Annotated in this window: 18 protein-coding genes; 2 read left to right on the top strand and 16 right to left on the bottom strand. The window is 64.1% G+C overall.

Features of this window, described 5'->3' with window-relative positions:
• Together RMO23_RS16900 and RMO23_RS16895 are read left to right on the top strand one after the other, a co-directional pair.
• Positions 1-288: crossover junction endodeoxyribonuclease RuvC (locus RMO23_RS16900; protein ID WP_309683878.1), on the top strand; the 288-nt coding region annotated here is incomplete at its 5' end.
• A gap of 133 nt (positions 289-421) precedes the next feature.
• A complete protein-coding gene (locus RMO23_RS16895; protein ID WP_309683876.1) occupies positions 422-724 on the top strand; it encodes an antibiotic biosynthesis monooxygenase in 303 nt (100 codons plus the stop codon).
• A 41-nt stretch (positions 725-765) separates the two neighbouring features.
• Here the strand turns inward: RMO23_RS16895 and RMO23_RS16890 are convergent, their stop codons facing one another.
• The 16 genes from RMO23_RS16890 to rsmH form a co-directional block, all read right to left on the bottom strand.
• Positions 766-942, bottom strand: coding sequence for a hypothetical protein (locus tag RMO23_RS16890; protein ID WP_309683874.1), 177 nt, complete (start codon positions 940-942; stop codon positions 766-768).
• 29 nt (positions 943-971) lie between these two features.
• A complete protein-coding gene (lpxC, locus tag RMO23_RS16885; protein ID WP_309683872.1) occupies positions 972-1895 on the bottom strand; it encodes a UDP-3-O-acyl-N-acetylglucosamine deacetylase in 924 nt (307 codons plus the stop codon).
• 84 nt (positions 1896-1979) lie between these two features.
• Positions 1980-3209, bottom strand: coding sequence for a cell division protein FtsZ (gene ftsZ, locus RMO23_RS16880; RefSeq protein ID WP_309683870.1), 1230 nt, complete (start codon positions 3207-3209; stop codon positions 1980-1982).
• Positions 3210-3365: 156 nt separating this feature from the next.
• Positions 3366-4595 carry a cell division protein FtsA gene (gene ftsA, locus RMO23_RS16875; RefSeq protein WP_309683868.1) on the bottom strand — a complete coding sequence of 410 codons (1230 nt, stop codon included), beginning with the start codon at positions 4593-4595 and terminating at the stop codon, positions 3366-3368.
• A gap of 4 nt (positions 4596-4599) precedes the next feature.
• Positions 4600-5409, bottom strand: a complete 810-nt coding sequence (locus tag RMO23_RS16870; protein ID WP_309683866.1) for a cell division protein FtsQ/DivIB — start codon at positions 5407-5409, stop codon at positions 4600-4602.
• A complete protein-coding gene (locus RMO23_RS16865; protein WP_309683864.1) occupies positions 5406-6383 on the bottom strand; it encodes a D-alanine--D-alanine ligase in 978 nt (325 codons plus the stop codon). The genes RMO23_RS16870 and RMO23_RS16865 overlap by 4 nt, the downstream gene beginning before the upstream one ends.
• 2 nt (positions 6384-6385) lie before the next feature.
• Positions 6386-7813: a UDP-N-acetylmuramate--L-alanine ligase gene (gene murC, locus RMO23_RS16860; protein WP_309683862.1), complete on the bottom strand. Its 1428-nt coding sequence runs from the start codon at positions 7811-7813 to the stop codon at positions 6386-6388.
• Positions 7810-8892, bottom strand: coding sequence for an undecaprenyldiphospho-muramoylpentapeptide beta-N-acetylglucosaminyltransferase (gene murG / locus RMO23_RS16855; protein WP_309683860.1), 1083 nt, complete (start codon positions 8890-8892; stop codon positions 7810-7812). The genes murC and murG overlap by 4 nt, the downstream gene beginning before the upstream one ends.
• Complete coding sequence (gene ftsW / locus RMO23_RS16850; RefSeq protein ID WP_309683859.1) at positions 8889-10142, bottom strand: putative lipid II flippase FtsW; 1254 nt, start codon at positions 10140-10142, stop codon at positions 8889-8891. The genes murG and ftsW overlap by 4 nt, the downstream gene beginning before the upstream one ends.
• A complete protein-coding gene (gene murD, locus RMO23_RS16845) occupies positions 10139-11701 on the bottom strand; it encodes a UDP-N-acetylmuramoyl-L-alanine--D-glutamate ligase (protein WP_309683858.1) in 1563 nt (520 codons plus the stop codon). Before murD ends, ftsW begins: the two co-directional genes overlap by 4 nt.
• Entirely contained in the window at positions 11698-12876 is a 1179-nt protein-coding gene (gene mraY, locus RMO23_RS16840; RefSeq protein WP_309683857.1) for a phospho-N-acetylmuramoyl-pentapeptide-transferase, read from the bottom strand. The genes murD and mraY overlap by 4 nt, the downstream gene beginning before the upstream one ends.
• Entirely contained in the window at positions 12866-14260 is a 1395-nt protein-coding gene (gene murF, locus RMO23_RS16835; RefSeq protein WP_309683855.1) for a UDP-N-acetylmuramoyl-tripeptide--D-alanyl-D-alanine ligase, read from the bottom strand. The genes mraY and murF overlap by 11 nt, the downstream gene beginning before the upstream one ends.
• Positions 14257-15756, bottom strand: a complete 1500-nt coding sequence (locus RMO23_RS16830; RefSeq protein ID WP_309683853.1) for a UDP-N-acetylmuramoyl-L-alanyl-D-glutamate--2,6-diaminopimelate ligase — start codon at positions 15754-15756, stop codon at positions 14257-14259. Before RMO23_RS16830 ends, murF begins: the two co-directional genes overlap by 4 nt.
• Positions 15753-17486, bottom strand: coding sequence for a penicillin-binding protein 2 (locus tag RMO23_RS16825; RefSeq protein WP_309683851.1), 1734 nt, complete (start codon positions 17484-17486; stop codon positions 15753-15755). The genes RMO23_RS16830 and RMO23_RS16825 overlap by 4 nt, the downstream gene beginning before the upstream one ends.
• Complete coding sequence (gene ftsL, locus RMO23_RS16820; RefSeq protein ID WP_309683849.1) at positions 17479-17784, bottom strand: cell division protein FtsL; 306 nt, start codon at positions 17782-17784, stop codon at positions 17479-17481. The genes RMO23_RS16825 and ftsL overlap by 8 nt, the downstream gene beginning before the upstream one ends.
• Before the next feature lie 40 nt (positions 17785-17824).
• Positions 17825-18380 (bottom strand): 16S rRNA (cytosine(1402)-N(4))-methyltransferase RsmH (gene rsmH, locus RMO23_RS16815; protein ID WP_309683847.1); only part of this gene is annotated, 556 nt, incomplete at its 5' end.

The following is an 18380-nucleotide window of genomic DNA, read 5'->3' as shown; positions in this document are numbered from 1 at the left end:
GGCGCCTGCGTCACGGCGCTGGTGTCCAGCGATTTGCCGGTGGCCGAATACACCGCGCTGCAAATGAAAAAGGCCGTGGCAGGCTATGGCAAGGCCGGCAAAAGCGAGGTCCAGCAAATGGTCATGCGCCTGCTCAAGCTGCCGGCGCTGCCCGGCAAGGATGCGGCCGACGCGCTCGGGCTGGCCATTACCCACGCCCATGTCGGACCTTCGGCCGCCCTGCTGGCGGCGGCCAGCGCGCTCAAGCCCACGTCCAGCGCCTCGTACAAGGCCGGCCGCCACCACTGACGCGCCACCTCCAAAGCCGCGCCGCAGGCATGCGCCGGGCGACGAACGGTAGCCCAATGGCCTGCCCGCCACTACCGGAACTGCGTTTTTCTCTCCACAATGACGGCTTCACCCACCAGCCAAGGAGTTCATCATGGTACGTGTCGCATTGGCGGTTCGCCTCGAGGCCAAGCCCGGCAAGGAAGCCGAAGTCGCCGCCTTTCTGGAAAGCGCGCTGCCGCTGGCCAACCAGGAAGCCAGCACCCCGGTCTGGTTTGCGCTGAAGTTCGGCCCCTCGTCTTTCGGAATTTTTGATGCCTTTGCCGACGACACGGGGCGCCAGGCCCACCTGGGCGGCCAGATCGCTGCGGCCTTGATGGCCAAGGCGCCGGAACTGCTGGCCCAGGCGCCGGTCATCGAACAGGTCGACGTGCTTGCAGCGAAGCTGCCGGGCTGATTGCGTTCCTCACGACGGCGCGCTGGCCGGCCGCCACGCCCTCAGGCCACGCGCTCCAGAATCAGCACGGCAAAAAATCCGAAGGCGGCAATCATGGTCCACTTGAGGATGGTCAGGCCATAGAGCTTGAAGCGGGCTTGTCCGGTGCCGGCATAAAACATGAAACACACGGCGGCCGCCAGCAACAGCAGCAGGACGATCCAGCGAAAAAGCAGCACGATGGCGATCCGGGCGTCAGCTCGCCACGCTACCAGGCGCGCGCTAGCGTGGCAAAGCCTTGGGGGGCGCGCTTTTCATCGTCAAACGTGACGATTTCGTAAGCGTCCTGGTGCTGCAGCAGCTCGCGCAGCAGCTTGTTGTTCATGGCATGGCCGGAGCGAAAAGCGCTGTAGGCCGCCAGCAGCGGCTTGCCCAGCAGGTAAAGGTCGCCCATGGCATCGAGGATTTTGTGCTTCACAAACTCGTCGTTGTAGCGCAGACCATCGCTGTTGAGCACCTTGTAGTCGTCCATGACGATGGCGTTGTCGAGCCCGCCACCCAGCGCCAGGCCGTTGGCCCGCATCATCTCCACGTCCTTGGTGAAGCCAAAGGTGCGGGCCCTGGCGATGTCGCGGCTGTAGGAACCCGAGCCCATGTCGAATTCAACGCGCTGGCCGGTGGAGTCCACGGCCGGGTGGTCAAAGTCGATCTCAAAGCTGAGCTTGTAGCCTTCGTAGGGGCTCAGGCGCGCCCACTTGACGTTGGCGCCCTCGCCCTCGCGCACTTCCACCGGCTTGATCACGCGGACAAAGCGCTTGGGCGCCGCCTGCAGCGCAATGCCGGCGGACTGCAGCAAAAACACAAACGAAGAGGCCGAGCCATCCAGAATCGGCACCTCTTCTGCCGTGATGTCCACATAGAGGTTGTCGATGCCGAGGCCGGCGCAGGCCGACATCAGGTGCTCGACAGTGTGCACCTTGGCACTGCCACTGGAGATGGTGGAGGCCAGCCGGGTGTCGGTCACGGCCTGCGCCGAGATCACGATATCGACCGGCTGCGGCAGGTCCACGCGCCGAAACACGATGCCGGTGTCGGGCGCAGCCGGGCGCAGGGTCAGCTCCACCCGCTGACCGCTGTGCAGGCCCACGCCCACGGCCCGGGTCAGTGATTTGAGGGTTCTTTGCGCGAGCATGGCGTCATTTTAAGGAGGGCGGATGAACCGTGCGTAAAGCACGGTCATCCGCCATTCCCTGTCGACCAAAGCCCGAGACCGCGCTCAATCCGCCTGCTTGCGCAGAAAGGCCGGAATCTCGAAATCATCCATGCCGCCCGAGGCCAGCGCATCGACCTTGGCCGCCGCCTGGGTGCGGTTGGTGCGCCACACGCTGGGCACGCTCATGTTGCCGTAGTCGGGCTGGGTGCTGCCCATGCCGCCTGGCGAAACGCTGGCCGCGCCGGACATGGCGTTGAGCGTTGGCACATTGAAAGGCACGTTGTCGGTGCCGGTGCGCAGCACCTGCAGCGGCTGCGCCTGGCGGCGCACGCCCTGACGGCTCAGGCCGGTGGCCACGACCGTCACACGAATCTCGTCACCGAGTTCGTCGTCATAGGCCGTGCCGTAAATCACATGCGCATCGGGCGAGGCGTAGGCGCGGATGGTGTTCATCGCCAGTTTGGACTCGCTCAGCTTGAGGGAGCCCTTGGCCGCGGTGATCAGCACCAGCACACCCTTGGCGCCCGACAGGTCGATGCCTTCGAGCAGCGGGCAGGCCACGGCTTGCTCGGCCGCGATGCGTGCGCGATCCGGGCCGTTGGCCTTGGCCGTGCCCATCATGGCCTTGCCGGGCTCGCCCATCACGGTGCGCACGTCCTCGAAGTCAACATTGACATGGCCGGGCACATTGATGATTTCGGCAATACCGCCAACGGCGTTTTTCAGCACGTCGTTGGCATGGGCAAAGGCCTCGTCCTGGGTCACGTCGTCGCCCAGCACTTCGAGCAGCTTTTCGTTGAGCACCACAATCAGCGAGTCGACATTGGCTTCGAGCTCGGCCAGGCCGAGGTCGGCATTGGTCATGCGGCGCCCGCCCTCAAACTCGAAAGGCTTGGTCACCACACCGACCGTCAAAATGCCCATTTCCTTGGCCACGCGGGCAATCACGGGTGCCGCGCCGGTGCCGGTGCCGCCGCCCATGCCGGCCGTGATGAACAGCCTGTGCGCGCCGTCAATCGCGCTGCGGATGTCATCGACCGCCAGTTCGGCCGCGTCCCGCCCCTTGTCGGGCTTGCTGCCTGCGCCCAGGCCGCTGCCGCCGAGCTGGATCGTCTTGTGCGCGGCGCCGCGGCTGAGCGCCTGCGCATCGGTGTTGGCGCAGATGAATTCGACGCCCTGCACGCCGCAGTCAATCATGTGGCCGACCGCGTTGCCGCCGCCGCCGCCGACACCGATCACCTTGATCTGGGTGCCTTGGTTGAACTCTTCGATTTCAATCATTTCGATGCTCATGGGGAGCCTCCTATCAGTAAATTGCAGTTGCCAAAAATTATTAAGAATGTTTTTATGCTTGACATGACCCGTCAGGCAGGCGGGTCTGCGCCTCCGCAGTGGGTGCTACGGCAAGAACGACGAATGAAGCTGGAGAAGTTGTTCATTGGCGGACTTTCAGAAATTACCCACGAACCAGTCTTTGACCCGGCCAAAAGCGTTGTGCACCGTGCCTGCCTTTTGCGCCACCTTGTAGCCACGCATGCGGGCCAGCCGGGCTTCTTCGAGCAGACCCATCACGGTGGCGGCCCTCGCCTGGGCCACCATGTCGGACAGCGCGCTGGAATACCGCGGTATGCCGCGCCGCACCGGCTTGAGGAAGATGTCCTCGCCCAGCTCGACCATGCCCGGCATGACCGCGCTGCCACCGGTGATGACAATGCCGGACGACAGCACTTCTTCGTAGCCCGACTCGCGAATGACCTGCTGCACCAGCGAGAAAATCTCTTCCACACGCGGCTCGATCACGCCGGCCAGCGCCTGTTTGCTGAGCATGCGGGGCGCGCGGTCGCCCAGCCCCGGCACCTCGACCTGGGTGTCCGGGTCGGCCAGCAGCTGCTTGGCGTAGCCGCTTTCGACCTTGATGTCCTCGGCATCCTTGGTGGGCGTGCGCAGGGCCATGGCGATGTCGCTGGTGATCAGGTCGCCGGCAATCGGTATCACCGCGGTGTGGCGAATCGCGCCGCCGGTGAAGATGGCGACATCGGTGGTGCCGGCGCCAATGTCGACCAGCGCCACCCCCAGCTCCTGCTCGTCCTGCGTCAGCACGGCCAGGCTGGAAGCCAGCGGATTGAGCATCAGCTGGTCGACTTCGAGCCCGCAGCGGCGCACACACTTGATGATGTTTTCCGCCGCGCTTTGGGCGCCGGTGACGATGTGAACCTTGGCCTCCAGCCGGATACCGCTCATGCCGATGGGTTCGCGCACATCCTGGCCGTCAATCACGAACTCCTGGGGCTCGACCAGCAGCAGGCGCTGGTCGGTCGAGATGTTGATGGCCTTGGCGGTCTCGATCACGCGCGCCACGTCGGCCTGGGTGACTTCCTTGTCCTTGACCGCCACCATGCCGCTGGAATTGATGCCGCGGATATGGCTGCCGGTGATGCCGGTGTAGACCCGCGCAATCTTGCAGTCGGCCATCAGCTCGGCCTCTTTGAGCGCCTGCTGGATGCTTTGCACCGTGGCATCAATGTTGACCACCACGCCGCGCTTGAGCCCATTGCTGGCGGCAATGCCCAGACCGGCCAGCTTGAGCTCGCCGCCGGGCATGACCTCGGCCACCACGGCCATCACCTTGCTGGTTCCAATGTCCAGCCCCACCACCAGATCTTTGTACTCTTTGGCCATCTATCTACCTCTTCACTTTCTTGTCCTCTTTGTCAGCCGCATTCACGGTGGTGACGCCTCTGAGCTTGATTGCATAACCGTTGCCATAACGCAGGTCGGCCGACTCCAGGTCGCGGCCATAGCGCGAGGAAACCTGCGTCAGCGTCGCGATGAAGCGGCGGGTGCGCGCCTGCAGTTCGTCAAACGAGCCATGGCCCAGTTCAATGGCGGCGCCGCTGTCCAGCCGGGCCCGCCAGCCGCCCTGCCCACTCAGTTCGAGCTGCTCCAGCACCGCGTCAATCTCTTCAAACATCGGCGCCAGCAACTGGTAGGCCTGCAGAACCAGGGCAGCCTGCCCCTGCGGCCCGTTGAGCAGCGGCAGGTCCTCGGCTTCCGTATCGCCCTGGTTGGCTTCAAACACTTCGCCGAAGCTGTTGACCAGATGGGCGTCGCCCTCCTTGTCCCAAAAGGCAATGGCCTGATGCTCCTGCAACACCACCTTGAGGCGGTTCGGGAATTCGCGCTGCACCACGGCCTGGCGCACCCAGGGCACGGCCTCGAAGGCCGAGCGGGTGGTTTCCAGGTCGGCGGTAAAAAAATTGCCCGCCAGTTTGGGGGTCACGTTGGCACGCAGGGTCGCTGCGTTGCTGTGCGCCAGGTCGCCCTGCACCCGGATGGCGCTCAGGTTGAACACCGATTGGCGCATCAACCAGGCCACGGCCAGCGCCAGCAGCATGGCCGCAAACACCAGGCTCAACACCACCGTCAGGGCGTTCATGAGCTTGATGTCCAGCGGCAATGGCGCGGGCGTTGGCAGTGGCAGGCTGCGTCTCAAGTGGTCGTCCCCTTGGTGACTTGATGGTCAAGCGCCGCCGTGCCGAGCACCTCGATGCACAGGTCCTCGTAGGAAATGCCGGCCGCGCGGGCCGACATGGGCACCAGCGAATGGCTGGTCATGCCGGGAGAGGTATTGATTTCAAGCAGGTAGGGCTTGCGGGTCTGCCGGTCTATCATCACGTCGGCGCGTGCCCAGCCGCGGCAGTTGAGGGTGCGGTAGGCCTGCAGCACCAGTTGCTGGATGGCCGCTTCCTCGCCTTCGGGCAGGCCGCAGGGCACCAGATACTGCGTGGTATCGGTGAAGTACTTGTTCTGGTAGTCGTAGTTGCCGTCGGGCGCCACGATGCGGATGACCGGCAGGGCGCGTGCCTCGGCGCCGCTGCCCAGCACCGGGCAAGTGACCTCGTCGCCGCTGACAAACTGCTCGCACAGGATGTCGGCATCGAGCTTTTCGGCCTGGGCTACCGCGCTCGCCATGGCGGCGCGCTCAGTCACCTTGCTCAGGCCGATGGACGAGCCTTCGCGCGCCGGCTTCACAATCAGCGGCAGGCCCAACAGCTCGGGAATGGCGTCCACGGCGGCGCTGTCATAGCCGCCCTGGCGCAACAGCGCGTACCGGGGGGTGGGCAGGCCTTCGGACAGCATCACGCGCTTGGTCATGACCTTGTCGATGGCCATGCTCGATGCCATGACGCCGGAGCCGGTGTAGGGAATGCCCAGCAACTCCAGCGCGCCCTGAACCGTGCCGTCTTCGCCAAAGCGGCCATGCAAGGCGATAAAGCAGCGGGCAAATCCGTCTTTTTTGAGTTCGCCGAGGTCGCGCTCGGCCGGGTCAAAGGCGTGCGCATCAATGCCGCGCGCGCGCAGCGCCTGCAACACGCCCTGGCCCGACATCAGCGACACCTCGCGCTCGGCTGAGCGGCCGCCCATCAGAACCGCCACCTTGCCAAAATCTGAAATGGTCTGACTCATGCTCATTGTCCTGGGAGCGTGCCGCTCCCGGTAGTTTGAAAAGTATCGACAATTTTTCCGGGCACCAGCCCAATCGATCCGGCCCCCATGCAAAGCAGCACATCGCCGCCCAGGGCGTTGTCCAGAATGGCTTGTGGCAGGTCGTCGATCTGATCGATGAACACCGGCTCCACCTTGCCCGCCACGCGCAGGGCCCGGGCCAGCGCGCGGCCGTCCGCCGCGACAATCGGCGTCTCGCCGGCGGCGTAGACCTCAGCCAGCAGCACGGCATCGGCCTGGCCTATGACCTTGACGAAGTCCTCAAAACAGTCGCGGGTGCGCGAGTAACGATGCGGCTGGAACGCCAGCACCAGCCTGCGGCCCGGAAAGGCGCCGCGCGCGGCCGCCAGCGTGGCCGCCATCTCGACCGGGTGATGGCCGTAGTCTTCGATGACGGTGAAATGGCCGCCGTCCTTGGCGGGAACCTCGCCATAACTTTGAAAGCGCCGGCCCACGCCCCTGAATTCGGCCAACGCTTTTTGCACCGCGGCGTCGGACACATTGAGTTCAACCGCCACCGCAATCGCCGACAAGGCATTGAGCACGTTGTGTTCACCCGCCAGGTTCAATACCACGTCCAGATCGGGCAGGGTCACTCCATTGCGCCGTTGCGCCGTGAAATGCATCTGAGATCCGACCGGCCGCACATTGACGGCGCGGACCTGTGCGTCCTCGCCAAAACCGTAACTCGTGATGGGGCAGGAGACTTGGGGCACGATCTCGCGCACGGCGGCGTCGTCGGTGCACAAGATCGCCGTGCCATAAAACGGCATGCGGTGCAAAAAGTCGACAAAGGCCTTCTTGAGATTGCCGAAATCATGGCCGTAGGTTTCCATGTGATCGGCATCGATATTGGTGACCACCGCCATCACCGGCAGCAGGTTCAGGAAGGACGCATCGGACTCATCGGCCTCGACCACGATGTAGTCGCCCGCCCCCAGCTTGGCATTGGCGCCGGCGCTGTTCAGGCGCCCGCCAATCACATAGGTCGGGTCCAGGCCAGCCTCGGCCAGGATGCTGGCCACCAGGCTGGTGGTGGTGGTTTTGCCGTGCGTGCCGGCAATCGCAATGCCCTGCTTGAGACGCATCAACTCGGCCAGCATCAGGGCGCGCGGCACCACCGGAATATGCTTTTCGCGCGCCGCCAGCACTTCGGGGTTGTCGGCCTGCACCGCGGTGGATGTCACCACCGCATCGACCGTGGCCAGATTGCTGGCGGCGTGACCGACAAAGGTTTTGATGCCGAGTTTGGCCAGACGGCGCAGCGTCGAACTGTCCGACAGGTCGGAGCCCGAAATGACATAACCCAGGTTGTGCAGCACCTCGGCAATACCCGACATGCCGGAGCCGCCCATACCGATGAAGTGAATATTCTTGATGGCGTGTTTCATGTCGCAAGTTCCTCGCAGGCAGCCACAACACGCGCCGTGGCATCAATTTTTTGCATGGATTTGGCCTTCAGCCCAATCTGGACAAGCGTTGAGCGCTCTGTTTTTTGTAGCATTTCGGCAAGCAACGCAGCGGTCAAATCGCGTTGCTGGATCAGCAGACCGCCGCCCTGTGCCACCAGAAATTCAGCGTTGCGGGTCTGGTGGTCATCCACTGCAGACGGAAACGGCACGAAGAGTGCCGCCGCGCCGACGGCCGCGATTTCCGTCACCGTGCTGGCGCCGGCCCGGCAAATCACCAGGTCGGCATCGGCAAAGGCCTGGGCCGTGTCTTCGATAAAGGGCGTGAGTTCTGCGCGAACGCCAGCAGCTTCGTAATTGGAACGCAACTCGTCAAGCTGCCGTGCACCGCTTTGATGCGTGACCTGCGGGCGCCCGGTAACCGGAATCAGGGCAAGCGCCTTGGGGACCAGTTCATTGAGGGCTTTGGCGCCCAGGCTGCCGCCCACCACCAGCAAGTTCAGCGGGCCGCTTCGGCCAGCGAAGCGGGCCACCGGATCGGCCTGGATGGTGAAGGCAGGACGCAGCGGGTTGCCGACCCATTCGGCCTTCTTGAGCGCACCGGGGAAGGCGGTAAAAACACGATCGGCGACCCCGGCCAGCACCTTGTTGACCATGCCGGCCACCGAATTTTGTTCATGCAGCACCAGCGGCTTGCCCAGCAGCACGCTCATCATGCCGGCCGGAAAGGTGATGTAGCCGCCCAGGCCCACCACCACGTCGGGCTTGACGCGCCGCACCACCTGAATGCTTTGCCAGAAGGCCTTCAGCAGGCGCATCGGCAAAAACGCCAGCGTGACCGGGCCCTTGCCGCGTACGCCGGAGAAATCAATGGTCTCGAAGGCAAAGCCGCGCGGCGGCACCAACTGGCTTTCCATGCTGGGATGCTCCGCATTGCCCCGGCCACCCAGCCAGTGCACCCGCCAGCCGCGCTCACGCAAGGCTTCGGCCACGGCCAGGCCCGGAAAGATATGGCCACCGGTGCCGCCGGCCATGATCAATGCGCAGGACTGCTTGCTCATGCCCGGCCTCCGCGCATCAGCAGTCGGTTCTCATAATCGATACGCAGCACCACCGCCAGCGAAATCAGGTTCATCAAAATGGCCGATCCGCCATAACTCATCAGCGGCAGGGTCAGGCCCTTGGTCGGCAAGGCGCCCAGATTCACGCCAATATTGATAAAGGTCTGAAACCCCATCCAGATGCCCACGCCCTGCGCCACCAGACCGGCAAACAGCCGGTCCAGTGCGATTGACTGGCGGCCGATGTGCATGATGCGGCGCGTCATCCACATAAAGAGGGCAATCACCACCAGCACGCCCACCAGGCCGAACTCCTCACCCAACACCGCCATCAGGAAGTCGGTATGGGCTTCTGGCAGCCAGTGCAGCTTTTCAATGCTGCCACCCAGTCCAACGCCAAAAACTTCGCCGCGGCCGAAGGCGATCAGCGAATGCGAAAGCTGGTAGCCCTTGCCCATCGAATACTTGTCGCTCCAGGGGTCCAGGTAGGCAAAAATCCGCTCGCGCCGCCATTCGCTGAGCATCACCATCAGGCCAAAGGCCACCACCACCACCGCCGCGATGACAAAGAACATGCGGGCATTGACGCCGCCCAAAAACAGGATGCCCATGGCAATCACCGAGATCACCATGAAGGCGCCCATGTCCGGCTCGGCCAGCAGGAGCACGCCCACCACCGCAATGGCGGCCGCCATCGGCAACACGGCGCGAAAAAAACGCTCCTTGACTTCCATTTTGCGCACCATGTAGTCGGCGGCATACAAGAGCACCGCAAACTTGGCCAGCTCGGAAGGCTGAAAGTTCATGAAGCCCAGCGAAATCCAGCGGCGCGCGCCATTGACGCCCTTGCCAATGAAGGGAATGAGCACCAGGATCAACAGCAGCAGCGACAGCACAAACAGCCAGGGAGCGAGCTTTTCCCAGGTCGCCATAGGCACCTGAAACGCCACGAGCGCGACCAGAAAGGCCACCGCCAGGGACATGAGGTGGCGAATCAAAAAGTGGGTATGGGCGTAGCGCGCAAACTTGGGGTTGTCAGGCATGGCCACCGAGGCCGAGTACACCATGACCAGGCCCAGCATCAGCAACGCGACAGTGACCCAGACCAATGCCTGATCAAAACCGGCCAAGCGTACCGGACTGGCCGGGCCGCGCGACAGACTGTGGCCGCCCAGGCGCACCGGCAGCACTTCCGACGCGACTTTGCCGACGCCGGAGAACCAGCCTGAAAGACGTGCAGTAGCGCTCACAGCACCACCCCCTGCTCTTGCGCCAGCGCCTGCACCGCATTGCAAAACACCTTGGCGCGGTGCTCATAGTTGTCAAACATGTCAAAGCTTGCGCAGGCCGGTGACATCAGCACGGCATCGCCGGCGTGGGCCAGCCCGGTGGCCAGGCTCACCGCCTCCTGCAGGGTCGCGGCGCGGGACATTGGCACGCGACTGGCATCCAAAGCCGACTCGATCTGCGGCGCATCGCGGCCCATCAGCACGACGGCCCGCGCATAACGCGCCACCGGCTCGGCCAGCGGCGAAAAATCCTGCCCCTTGCCGTCGCCGCCCAGAATGACGACCAGCTTGCGCTCGGCGCCCAGCCCCGCAAGCGCGGCCACCGTGGCCCCCACGTTGGTGCCCTTGCTGTCGTCAAAATACTCGACCTCATTAAGCACCGCAATCGATTCGACGCGATGCGGCTCGCCCCGGTATTCGCGCAAGCCATGCAGCATGGGTGCGAGGCTGCAGCCCGCGGCGCTGGCCAGACCCAGTGCGGCCAGGCCATTGGTGGCGTTGTGGCGGCCGCGAATCCGCAGGGCGTCCAGCGGCATCAGGCGCTGGATGTGCAGCACCACCTCTTCATCATTGCGGCTAGCGACGCCGGGCCGCCCCAAAACGCTAACGGCCCCCTCGGGGGGCAACGAAGCGTGGGGGCGTCTTTTCTTGATGGTTTCGTCGGCCTCGGCCGCCCGCACCAGCCAGGCCATGCCATTGACGGTTTCAATGCCGTAGTCGCCAGGGCGCTGCGGCTCGCCGGCGCCAAAGGTCAGCACCGTGCGCAGCTGTTTACCCTTGACCAGCGGCGGCAAGGCCGCCATCACCAGGGCATCATCGCGATTGAGCAGCATGACCGCGTTGCTGCCGTACACATGGTTCTTGGCGGCGGCATAGGCGGGCAGGGTCTCGTGCCAGTCAAGATGATCCTGCGTGACGTTCAGCACGGTCGCCACCGTGGGCTCAAAATTCCTGACCTGGTCAAGCTGAAAGCTCGACAGTTCCAGCACCCAGACCTCTGGCAAAGTCTGGGCGTCGAGTTTTTCTGCCAGCGTGTCGAGCAGCGTTGGCCCGATGTTGCCCGCCACGGCCACGGATTTACCGGCGCGCTGCACCAGTTGCCCGGTCAGCGAGGTCACGGTCGTCTTGCCGTTGGTGCCGGTGATGGCTATCACCTGGGGCGCATAGCCCCGCTCTTCCTTCAACTCAGCCAGCGCCTGCGCGAACAGGCTCAACTCGTTGCCGCAGGCCATGCCGCGCGCCTGGGCGGTAGCGAGGACGCCAGCGACCGCCGCCGGCGACAGACCGGGACTCTTGAGCACCCGGTCAAAGGAATCGGCGCCCAGCAAGGCCTCATCCAGTGCGGCGTTGACGAAGCGCGCCGCTGGCACGTCCGCCTGCAACGCCTGCAACTGCGGGGGGGCGGCCCGCGTATCGGCCACCGTCACATCAGCACCGCAGCGGACACACCAGCGCGCCAGTGCCAGGCCCGAAGCGCCCAGCCCCAGCACAAGAATTTTTTGATGCGCCAGATGTTTCATCGCAGTTTCAACGTGGACAGGCCGACCAGGCACAGCAACATGGTGATGATCCAGAAGCGGACCACCACTTGCGTCTCCTTCCAGCCACTCTTCTCGAAATGGTGATGCAGCGGAGCCATCCTGAACAGGCGCCGCCCCTCGCCAAACCGCCTTTTGGTGTACTTGAACCACATCACCTGCATCATCACGGACAGGGCCTCGACCACGAATATGCCGCCCATGATGGCCAGCACGATTTCCTGGCGCACGATGACCGCGATGGTGCCCAGGGCAGCACCGAGTGCCAGCGCACCGACATCGCCCATGAACACCTGGGCCGGATGGGTGTTGAACCACAAAAATGCCAGCCCGGCACCGGCCATCGCGGCGCAAAATATCAGCAACTCCCCAGAACCGGGAATATGCGGAAACAGCAGGTATTTGGAGTACACCGAGCTGCCGGTGACGTAGGCAAACACACCGAGTGCCGAGCCGACCATGACCACCGGCATGATGGCCAGCCCATCGAGCCCATCGGTCAGGTTGACGGCATTGCTCGATCCCACAATCACCAGATAGGTCAGGATCACAAAGCCGAAGACCCCCAGCGGATAGCTGACTTCCTTCACGAAGGGCACCAGCAGCCCGGCCTTGGGCGGCAGGTTCACATCAAAGCCTGACTGCACCCAGCTGATGAACAACTCGAGCACGCGCAGGTTGGAGCTTTCTGAAATGCTGAACACCAGGTAGAGCGCGGCCACCAGTCCGATCACCGATTGCCAGAGGTACTTTTCCCGCGAGCGCATGCCTTCCGGGTCCTTGTGCACCACCTTGCGCCAGTCATCGGCCCAGCCTATGGCACCAAAACCCAGGGTGACGATCAACACAATCCAGACAAAGCGGTTGGACAGGTCAAACCACAGCAGCGTCGAGGTGCCAATGGCCAGCAGGATCAGCACGCCGCCCATGGTCGGTGTGCCGCTCTTGCTCAAATGGGTTTGCATCGCGTATTCACGAATCGGCTGGCCGATCTTGAGTGAAACCAGCCGGCGAATCACGAAGGGCCCGGCCAGCAGGCCGATCAGCAGCGCCGTCAGCGCGGCCATCACGGCGCGAAACGTCAGGTACTGAAACACCCTGAAAAATCCGAATTCAGGAGACAGGGTCTGGAGCCACTGGGCCAGGCTAAGCAGCATCGGAATTCTCTTTTTCTTGTTGTGGGGGTGAGGCAGCCGCGATGGCCTGAACCACCCGCTCCATCTTCATGAAGCGTGAGCCCTTGACCAGCACGCTACCCAAGGCCGGCAACCTGGCAAGGACAGCCGTGGACAGCGCCGCGATGTCATTGAAATGGCGTGCCGGACCGAAGGCCAATGCCGCTTTTTCCGACTGGGTTCCCAGCGAGAAAAGCTGTTCGATGCCGCGCTGGCGGGCATACCGACCGGCTTCCTCATGAAACTGGGGACCCTGATCGCCGACCTCGCCCATGTCACCTATGACCAGCAGATGGGGCCCCGGCAACTCCGCCAGAACGTCGATGGCCGCGCGCATGGAATCGGGGTTGGCGTTGTAGCTGTCGTCCACCAGGGTCAGCATGCGGCCGGCGATATGGACCGGAATAGCCCGCGAACGCCCCTTGACCGGCAGGAAAGCCGACAGTCCGGCGGCGATGCAGGACTCCGGAACACCGGCAGCCAGCGCACAGGCCGTGGCCGCCAGCGCGTTCTTGACGTTGTGGCGGCCCGCGATGTGCAGGGAAAAATTGAGCGCTCCCGCAGGCGTGGCGGCCTCGACCTGCCAATGATCGCCATGCCAGTTCGCCCGGGCAGTCACGTCAGCAATTCCAGACAGCGCAAAGGTCAGGGTTGGGCGGGAGCCGGCCAGTTCGCGCCAGACGGATGTGTAGTCGTCATCGGCCGGAAAAACCGACGTACCGTCAATAGCCAGCGATTGCAACACCGAGCCGTTTTCCCGCGCCACGGCTTCGACCGTAGCCATGAATTCAAGGTGCTCGCGCTGGGCGTTGTTGACCAGGGCCACGGTGGGGCGGGCCAGCGCGGCAAGGTAGGCAATTTCGCCCGGATGGTTCATGCCCAGTTCAACAACCGCCACCTGGTGAGATGCCTGCAGACGCAGCAGCGTCAGGGGCACACCGATGTCGTTGTTGAGATTGCCCTCGGTCGCAAAAGCCTGGCCAGCCTTCCAGGCTCGCAGAATGGATGCCACCATCTGTGTGACCGTGGTTTTGCCGTTGCTGCCCGTCACCGCGATGAGGGGCAGGCTGAACTGCGAACGCCAGCCAGCGGCCAGCTGGCCCAGTGCGAGTCTGGAGTCGGCAACTTCCAGACCCGGCAAACCGGCCCCGGCCAGCCCCTGGTGGGCAATGGCCGCGACAGCGCCTTGCGCCTTGGCTCGGTCCAGAAAGTCATGGGCATCAAAGCGCTCGCCCTTGAGCGCCACGAACAGATCGCCGGCCTGCACGCTGCGGGTATCGGTGTGCACGCGCTGCGCCGTCAGGCTGGCGTCACCCACCAGCCGGGCCCCTGGCAACCAGTTCATGGCCTGCTGCAGGTTCATCATGGCGCAACCCCCTGACTGGCGCGTGCGGCCAGCATCCCGTTCAGCACGGCCTCAGCCCGCGCGCGGTCCGAAAACGCATGTTTGACGCCATGAATTTCCTGGTAGTTTTCATGTCCCTTGCCGGCCAGCAACACCACATCGTTGGGCTGCGCCTGATGCAGCGCATGGGCAATCGCGGCGGCGCGATCCACCTGGACATGTACGGCGTCGCCGTGGCTCAGCCCCAGCAATATCTGGCCAATGATGGCCAGTGGCGCTTCATTGCGCGGGTTGTCACTGGTGACCACCACTTGGTCGGCAATTTTCTCGGCCACGGCGCCCATCAATGGGCGCTTGCCGGCATCCCGGTCTCCGCCGCAGCCAAAAACACACCAAAGCTGGCCACCCCGGCTGTGGGCCAGCGGCGCCAGCGCCGCCAGCACCTTTTCAAGCGCGTCCGGCGTGTGCGCGTAGTCAATCACGACCCGCGGCAGGCCTGCCACCGCCAGCGTTTCCATGCGTCCGGGCACCGGCAGCAAGTCGCCACACACCGCCACCGCGTCACCCAATGCAATGCCCAGGGCGCGCAGGGCGGCGATCACGCCGAGCAGGTTGGACACGTTGTACTGCCCCACCAGCCGGGTTGAGAGACTGTGCCGCGCGGCGCCTTCGACCACCTCGAAACGCAACCCCTGCGGATCATGCTGAATGTCCCTGGCCTCAAGGCGTGCCGGGCCGGTGCAGGACACTGTCCACACATCCAAAGCCGTGTTGGCCAGCGCCGCACTCAGTTCCGCGCCTTTGGCGTCGTCAAGATTGACGACCGCCGCCTTCAGGCCGGGCCAGTCAAACAGCATGCTCTTGGCCTGCCAGTACGACGCCATGGAGCCGTGGTAATCGAGGTGGTCCTGGGTGAAGTTGGTAAAGAGCGCAAGCTGCACCAGGGTCGCGTCGAGGCGATGCTCGACCAGCCCGATGGACGAGGCTTCCAGCGCGCAGGCGGCAAAACCCTGATCCACAAAACGCCGCAGCGCCTGCTGCAACAGCACCGGGTCGGGTGTCGTCAACCCATTGAAGGCCATGGCACCCGGCTCGCCGATGCCCAGGGTGCCGACAAGGCCGCATTTGCGCCCCAGCCGGCCGAGAGCCTGCGCCAGCCACCAGGCGCTGGTGGTCTTGCCGTTGGTACCCGTCACCGCGGCTATCTGCAGATGCTGGCTGGGCGCCTCAAAGTAGGCCGCGGCAACCGGCCCGGTGGCCGCCTTCAGTCCGGCCAAGGCAGCCACCCTGTCATCGGCAAAAGCGTAGGCTTCACTGCCTTCATGCTCGATCAGGCAGGCCTTCGCCCCCGCGGCGAGTACGTCCTTGACAAACTTCCGGCCATCGGTGGCGGCGCCGGGCCAGGCGATAAAGCCGTCGCCCGCCGACACCTTGCGGCTGTCGGTCCAGAGCCCGCCGGTCACGCGCTCGCGCAACCAGCGGGCGGCCTGCGCGGGGGTGTGGAGTTGGGTGATCAAAACGACTCCTCGACCGGCTGCGTCACGATTTGTGGCTTGACGCTCATGTCGGGTTGCACCCCCATCATGCGCAGCGTCTGTTGCACCACTTCGCTGAAAACCGGGGCCGCCGCCACACCACCAAAATACTGGCCATCGCCGGGCTCATCGATCATCACCGCGACGATGATGCGCGGCGCCTCGATAGGCGCCATGCCGGTGAACCAGGCGCGGTATTTGTTGCTGGCGTAGCCCTTGCCGACCTGCTTGTGCGCGGTGCCCGACTTGCCGCCGACCGAATAACCGACCGTCTGAGCCAGCGGGCCGGTGCCGCCGGGGGCCGCGGCCATCTGCAGCATGCGTCGCACCGCGTGGGCATTTTCCGCAGAAAACACCTTGATGCCCACGGCCGGCTCGCTGCTCTTGAGCATGGTGACCGGAATGATCTGCCCGTCATGTGCGAACGAGGTGTAGGAATGCGCCATCTGGAACAGCGAGGCCGACAGCCCGTAGCCATAGGCCATGGTGGCCTGCTCCACCGGACGCCAGGTCTTCCAGGGACGCAGGCGGCCTGTCACGGCGCCCGGAAACTGAATCTGCGGTTTCTGGCCGTAACCGAGCGCGGTGTAGGTGTCCCACATCTCGTGCGGGCTCATCTTCTGCGCGATTTTCAGGGCCCCCACGTTGCTGGACTTCTGGATCACGCCCTCGACCGTGAGCGTGCCGTAGTTGTGGGTGTCGCTGATGGTGAAGCCCCCAATGCTGAAACGGCCGGGCCCGGTTTCAATGAGGGTCTGCGGCTTGATCCGGCCGGCCTCAAGCGCCATCGCCACCGTGATCGGCTTCATCGTGGAGCCAGGCTCGAAGGTGTCGGTCAACGCGCGGTTGCGCAGCTGCTCGCCGGTCAGGTTCTGCCGCTTGTCGGGGATGTAGCTCGGGTAATTGGCCAGCGCCAGCACTTCGCCGGTGATGGCATCGAGCACCACCACGCTGCCGGCCTTGGCCTTGCGCGCGGTCACCGCATCGCGCAGCTTCTGGTAGGCAAAAAACTGCACCTTGCTGTCAACGCTCAGCTGGATGTCCTTGCCTTCCACCGGCGGCACCTGTTCGCCCACGCCTTCGACCACGCGGCCGAGCCGGTCCTTGATCACCCGCCTGGAGCCCGCCTTGCCGGCCAGATCGTTGTTAAAGGCCAGCTCAATGCCCTCCTGCCCCCTGTCCTCGACGTTGGTGAAGCCGACCACATGGGCGGCCGCCTCGCCCTCGGGATACTTGCGCTTGTATTCCTTGCGCTGATAGATGCCCTTGATGTCGAGCGCAAGAATCTTCTGCGCCACCGGGTCATCCACCTGGCGCTTGAGCCAGACAAAGGTTTTATCCTCATCACCCAGCTTTTTCTTCAGCTCGGCGGCGGGGATTTCCAGCAGCCGGGCGAGCTCTGCAAGCTGGGATTTGCTCGCCTCAACGTCTTCTGGAATGGCCCAGATGCTCTGCGCCGGCACGCTGGAGGCCAGGATCAGTCCGTTGCGGTCCAGAATGCGGCCCCGATTGGCAGGCAGCTCCAGCGTTCGCGCAAACCGGACCTCGCCCTGGCGCTGAAAGAATTCATTGCCAAAAAACTGGATGTAGGCGGCCCGGCCTGCCAGCCCGGCAAAGGCCAGCGCAATGCCGGCCACGATGAATTTGCTGCGCCAGACCGGCGTCTTGCTGGCCAGCAAGGGGCTGGAGGTGTAGAGAATGCTCTTACTCATGGGACGCACCTGCGGCATTGCCAGTCGCTGGCCCCTCCTGGTAGCTCACGTACTGCGTGATGGCGGGCGTGGCCGTGCGCATCTGCAACCGGTCGCGCGCAAGTTTTTCAACCCGCAGCGGCGTCGCCTGGGCGCGTTTTTCCACCTGCAGGCGCTCGTTCTCGGTCTCCAGTTTCCGGCTCTGGGCCGTGACCCTTTCCAGCTCGACAAACAGTCGGCGCGACTCATACTGGGTGCGAACCAGGTACAGCGCACTGGCGACCACGGCCAGCAGAAGGACCAGGTTCAGACGGGTCATGTGCCAGCCCTCGCACGGGCGACTTGGGGGCGGATGGTCTTCATGCCGCCACCCCGGTGCGCTCAGCCACCCGCATCACGGCGCTGCGTGACCGCGGATTGCCGGCCACTTCCTCATCGCTGGGCTTGGTACGTCCCAGGGCCTTGAGCCGCATGGCCTTGGGGGCGGCAAAGGGAGCGCGGCGGTCAAACACCTCGCGCGAATGGCCGGCAATAAATTGCTTGACGATGCGGTCTTCCAGCGAATGAAAACTGATCACCACCAGACGTCCTCCGGGCTGCAGTACTTTCAGCGACGCGTTTAGCGCCTGTTGCAGCTCTTCAAGCTCGGCGTTGATGAAAATCCGAAAAGCCTGAAATGTGCGCGTTGCAGGGTCCTTGCCCGGCTCGCGGGTTTTGACCGCGCCAGCCACGACTTCGGCCAGTTCAGCGGTGCCTCGAAGAGGGCCCCGCTCTTGTCGGCGACGATCAATCGCCTTTGCAATCTGCCCAGCAAACCGTTCTTCGCCATATTCACGAATCACCTCCGTCATGGTTTCTATGGATGCATCGGCCAGCCAGTCGGCCACACTTTGGCCGCGCGTGGTGTCCATGCGC

It is taken from the genome of Polaromonas sp. (assembly GCF_031411155.1).
GTDB lineage: Bacteria > Pseudomonadota > Gammaproteobacteria > Burkholderiales > Burkholderiaceae_C > Polaromonas.
Note: the sequence above shows the minus strand (reverse complement) of the source record. Positions and strands in the feature narration are given on the sequence as shown.